We start from the raw sequence: 5,896 nt of genomic DNA on the forward strand, positions 1-5,896 counted from the left end.
TTGTCAAAAGTAACTTTTTTAACGAACCGCAGAGGCGCAGAGGAAACAGAGAGAAGAGAAAAAATGCTTTACTGAACTGTATTGGATTAAAGCTAATACTATTTTTAGTAGTACAATTGTTCTATAGCAAAAATAGCACGTATTGCCCCGGCTTCTAACGGGGCTTTCTTTTTGAGAACAAAGTGTATACCCCAAGTCTTGGGTCTATCTTTGTAGTATGTAAAGAAGCACTTTGACCTAAGACTATGCCTTCTTCTAAAAAATCTCTCACTTACCCAACCAGCCATAAGAGCAATCAAGCTGATAATTACCACGGTACTTTAGTCGCAGATCCTTACCGTTGGTTAGAAGATCCTGACTCCGAAGAAACAAGAACTTGGATTGAGGCACAAAATCAAGTTACTTTTGGCTACCTGAGTGAAATTCCTGCTAGGGAAAAAATTAAACAGCGCCTCACCAAACTTTGGGATTATGAAAAATATGGTATTCCTTTTAAAGAAGGCAATCGCTACTTTTATTTCAAAAATGACGGACTGCAAAATCAAAGTGTCCTTTACACTTTGAAAACCCTCGACGACCAACCCCAAGTTTTACTCGATCCCAACAAACTCTCAGAAGATGGCACTGTTGCTCTTTCGGGATTGTCGATTAGCGAGGATGGTAAACTTTTAGCTTATGGTCTATCCTCCTCCGGTTCTGATTGGCAAGAGTGGAAAGTACGCAATGTTGAAACTGGTGAAGACCTCCAAGACCACCTGAAGTGGATTAAATTCTCTGGCGCATCTTGGACACACGATCATCAAGGTTTTTTCTATAGTCGCTACGATGAGCCAAATGAAAAAACTCGATTAGAAGATGTCAATTATTATCAAAAACTCTACTATCATCAACTAGGTAAACCTCAATCAGAAGACGTTTTAATTTATCATCGTCCTGACCAAAAGGAATGGGGTTTTAGTGGTGGTGTTACTGAAGATGGACGCTATCTAATAATTTCAATTTGGCTAGGTACTGACTCTAAAAATTTGGTTTTCTCCAAAGATTTAACTAACCCTCATGCGGAAGTCGTAGAACTAATTAACGAATTTGAAGCAGATTACAGCTTTATCGACAACGATGATAGCGTCTTTTATTTTCGCACAGACTTAAATGCACCACGGGGAAGAGTTATTGCAATTGACACGAAAAACCCTGCACCAGAAAATTGGCAAGAAATTATTCCCCAATCAGCAGAAACTTTGGAAAGTGTCGGTATACTTAATAATCAATTCGTTGCTGATTACCTCAAAGATGCTCACAGTCAAATCAAAATTTTTGACCTCAAAGGTGCGTTTATTCGAGAGATAGAACTACCCGGACTCGGTTCAGCCGGAGGCTTTGGTGGTAAGCGTTATGATACTGAAACTTTTTATAGTTTTACCAGTTTTACTATACCAGGCACTATTTATCGCTACAACATGGTGACAGGAAAAAGTGAGGTTTTCCGTCAACCACAGGTAGATTTTAATCCTGATGAGTACGAGACAAAACAAGTCTTTTATCACAGCAAAGATGGTACTAGAGTACCAATGTTTATTACCCATAGAAAGGGCATTAAATTAGATGGAAATAACCCTACTTATCTCTATGCTTATGGTGGCTTTAATGCTTCAATGACACCTGGCTTTTCTGTGAGTCTGTTGGTGTGGATGGAGATGGGTGGTGTCTATGCTATGCCTAATATCCGCGGCGGTGGAGAATACGGCGAAGAATGGCATCAAGCAGGAATAAAGGATAAAAAGCAGAATGTCTTTGATGACTTTATTGGCGCTGCTGAGTGGTTGATTGCTAACAAGTATACTAAGACTGAGAAGCTAGCGATCGCAGGTGGTAGTAACGGCGGTTTATTAGTGGGTGCTTGTATAACGCAACGTCCCGATTTATTTGGTGCAGCAATACCCGCCGTCGGCGTCATGGATATGTTGCGGTTCCACAAATTTACCATCGGTTGGGCTTGGACTTCCGAATATGGTTCTGCGGATAATCCAGAAGAGTTTCCGGCGCTATATGCTTATTCGCCATTACATAACATCAAACCAAACACAGCTTACCCAGCAACCTTAATTACCACAGCCGATCATGACGATCGCGTTGTCCCTGCTCATAGTTTCAAATTTGCCGCTGCTTTGCAAGAGGCTCACACAGGTTATGCGCCAACCCTAATTAGAATTGAGACTAAAGCAGGACATGGCGCAGGTAAACCCACGGCTAAAATTATTGAAGAAGCCGCAGACAAATGGGCTTTTTTGGTACGTGCTTTAGATGTGAAATTTTAGCAACTTTGTAGGGCGGGCATTGCCTACCCTACGCGACTAAACTAACTATTGCCTTCACTAACTTCTCTGGCTCTACAGGTTTTGTAATGTGAGTTTGAAATCCTACCTGAAGTGCTCTTTGTTGGTCAATTTCTGCTGCATAAGCGGTTAGTGCGATCGCCCGAATGCTTCCTCCTTGATTTGGTGGGCGAGATCGAATCTGCTGCATCAGCATATAGCCGTCCATCTCAGCCATGCCTATGTCACTCACTAGCACGTCAAAAGTGAACTGCTCTAGAGCTTGCAAAGCTTCTAAGCCAGAAGCGACGGCTGTCACATTTGCCCCACTTTGTTCTAGCACAAATGCCTGAAACTCGCGGGTATCTGGTTCATCATCTACCAGCAAAATTTGAACGCCGTCTAAAGGCACTTCTGCTTCTATTTGTGTGTGGATTGGCTCAGATGCGATCAATGTTGCCTGCTGTATGAGGGGCAATTGGATGATGAAGGTTGCGCCTTGATTCTCACCCTGGCTTTCTGCTGTTACCGTACCCCCGTGCATTTCTACAATTTGCCGCACGATCGCTAGGCCCAATCCCAACCCGCCAAATTTGCGTGTCGTTGAGCCGTCTTCTTGCCGAAAATACTCAAAGACATGGGGCAAAAACTGTGGATTGATGCCCTTGCCAGTATCGATTACCTGAATCTGAGCTAGCCCGTCGAGTTGGCGCAGTTCAATGGTCACTTGTCCGCTGTGGGGTGTGAACTTAACCGCATTGGTAAGCAAATTCCACATCACTTGCTGCAAGCGGGCTGCATCGCCAGAAATCGGAGCGATCTCAGAGTCAAGATCGAGAGCGATCTCAATATTTTTTGCTTCTGCTGCCAAACCCACCGTTTCAACGGCGGCAGAAATCACAAAGGTCAAACTTACCGGAGCCGTTGTTAAGCTGAGTTTGCCCTGCATGATGCGGGAGATGTCGAGCAAGTCTTCGATTAGTTGCGTCTGTAAATTGGCATTGCGCTCGATCGTTTTCAAGGCTTCGGCTCTTTGGGCTTCGCTCAGTTTGCCGTTTTGTAGTAAGCGCGTCCAGCCCAAGATCGGGTTGAGAGGCGATCGCAATTCATGGGACAGCACTGCCAAAAACTCATCTTTGATTCGGTTGGCGCGATCGGCTGCCTCTCTTGCGGCTTGTTCACGGGCAAGGAGTTGTTCTCGTTCTGCCTGAATGCGTTTTTGCTCAGTGATGTTGAGTACAGTGCCGACAAAGCGTTGTGGATTGTCGGCAGCATCAAAGTAAGTCTGTCCTCTGGCCGCAATCCACCGTTCAACCCCATCCTGAATCCCAATCGTGCGATATTCTACGTCATACTTGCTGCTGCTGGCTGGATTCAAAGTCCATTGCACCACCTGTTCTAGTCGTTCGCGATCTTCGGGGTGCAGTCCGGCAAAAAAGACCTCAATGCAGCTCTGGGCTTCTGGTGGTAAGCCAAACATGGCTTTGCAACCCTCATCCCAAATCAATTGGTTGGTGATGAGATTCCAGTCCCAAGTGCCTAATTGAGCAGCTTCGATCGCCATGCGGAAGCGGTTTTCACTGTCGCGCAAGGCTGCTTCAGCGCGGGCGCGTTCGATCAGCGGAGCGACACGCGCCGCAACGTTTTCCAGCAACAACATCTCATCCGCCGTCCAATGGCGCGGTTTGTCGGAACTGACTCCGATCGAAGCCACCCAACGCCCTTCACGGACAAACGGTGCGATGACGTAGGATTGCATATTAATGAACGTGTAATTATCGGCGAAATCTTTTGTCCACGGATGTGTGTTCACGTCGTCAATCCCGAACGCTTGATGTGCCGCCGTCTCCCACCATTCCTTCGCGCCGAAAAGGGTGAGGTCGTAAGTTCCGGCAAGGTCTGATCCGTCGAGCCGCCACTCGGGTAAAACCGTTACTTGTCTGCCGTCCGGCGTGACATCAAGATAATAGCAGCGATGCCCGTTCAAAAACGTTCCGACTTCGCGCGTGACGATGCGGTTGATTTCCACTGCATCCGTCACTGTACCGAGTCTTCGGCTTAACTCGGTCAAAAACTCCACTTGCCGTTCGGCTTGAATTTGCTCGGTAACATTCCTGAAATAAACGGTGATGCCGTTTCGGGCGGGGTAGGTGCGAACTTCGTACCAGCGATTATGATCTGGGTAAAACGCGGTAATTGACGCAGCCAGACGATGGCTTTGCCCGCCGTAGGCATCGCGCATGGTGCTCAAGTAGACCTGCGCCAACTCATTGCCAATCAGTCCTGGATACTCTTCCCACAAATTCTTGCCAACTAAATCGCCTGGAGTGCGATCGAGTAGTGTTTCGGCAGATGGATTCATATAGGTAAACTGCCAGTTCTCATCCAGTGCAAAGAAGGCTTCAGCGATGCTCTCCAGAATATTTCGAGTCTGCTCTTCGCTTTGGCGCAAGGCTTGCTCTACCTGTTTGCGCTCGGTGATATCTCGCGTTACACCTGCCACTGCTTCTACTGCACCGTTTATGCCCAAAAGTGGCACGAAAATGTATTCATAGGCGCGCGTGCCGATGGCGCTAGTGTAGGGTGTTTCATCCTTTATCGGCTGGCGCGTGGCGATCGCCTGTTGAATCTGTTGCTGAAGTCGGGTCGCTAAATCGGTTGGATAATCCAGCTCAAAAAAGTTCTTTCCCAAAGCTTCATCCGAAGTTTTCTGCCAAAGATTGAGCAACGCCGGGCTGATATACGTGAACCGTCCCGCCAAATCAAAGGTGTAAATAAAATCGGGAATTGCAGCGGCGATCGCGTCGAACTTCCGCAGTTGCCGTTCGAGTTCGGTGCGATTCTCACGCGAAATGGCTTCAGCATGGGCACGTTCAACGGCTGCCCACGTCTGCGCTACGGTTTCCTCGACTAGTTTCACGTCATCTTCCGTCCACTGGCGAGGGTCTGCCTGGTGCACCGCCAGTAACGCGACAAATTGATCGTTCTTGATCAGCGGCACATCAATATACGCGGCAATATCAATCGATCGATACCTTGCCTTCTCGCTGGCTGTGTATTTGGGGTAGTTTGCCACATCAGGAACGATCGCCGTTTGCCCCGCTCGATGGTCATCTGTCAGGTTGCGCCCAAAGTCTTCCAGATGGTACAGTCCGCTCAGTTCGGCAACACCGTTCGTGTAGTTTTTATGAACGATGACCTCCTTACCGCCGGGTAACACTTCGATGTAAATGACGCGGCTTGCGCCTAGAGATTCGCCTAGAATGCGGGCAGCGATCGCCTGAATCTCATTAGTGTCAGTCAGCGGGCGTAGCGCATTGGTGAGCTTGACTCGAAACGCATCAGCTTGGGCAGCTTGACGCAAGGCATCTGTTGATTTCCGCTCCGGTAGCAGAGCGGATTCTAGCTGCTGGACTCGATCTAGTTCTGTTAATAGGATCTGCACAGCTGTTTTTAAGCTGTCCGGCCAGGTTTTGACAGCCCCTAGCGGCGTTTGCGACCAATTGTGCGATCTCAACAATGCACCTATCTCGCCGCCACCAACAAAGAGGTTTTCAGCCTTTGTGTGATCGGCAGCCCATCCC

At 47.6% G+C, this 5,896-nt stretch carries 2 protein-coding genes; one reads left to right on the forward strand and one right to left on the reverse strand.

Features of this window, described 5'->3' with window-relative positions:
- Positions 1-245: 245 nt before the first annotated feature.
- The gene (locus IQ229_RS10030; RefSeq protein ID WP_194043319.1) at positions 246-2,315 is read left to right on the forward strand and encodes a prolyl oligopeptidase family serine peptidase; all 2,070 of its coding nucleotides are present in this window, start codon (positions 246-248) and stop codon (positions 2,313-2,315) included.
- Positions 2,316-2,343: 28 nt separating this feature from the next.
- Here the strand turns inward: IQ229_RS10030 and IQ229_RS23880 are convergent.
- On the reverse strand, positions 2,344-5,896 hold a 3,553-nt coding region (locus IQ229_RS23880; protein ID WP_409339915.1), incomplete at its 5' end, for a PAS domain S-box protein.

The organism is Nostoc cf. edaphicum LEGE 07299 (assembly GCF_015207245.1).
In the GTDB taxonomy this organism is placed as follows: Bacteria; Cyanobacteriota; Cyanobacteriia; order Cyanobacteriales; family Nostocaceae; genus Nostoc; species Nostoc edaphicum_B.

What these genes read in the sequence shown, in the direction of transcription:
- IQ229_RS10030 (WP_194043319.1), top strand. Translation starts at nt 246, where the DNA reads ATGCCTTCTTCTAAAAAATCTCTCACTTACCCAACCAGCCATAAGAGC.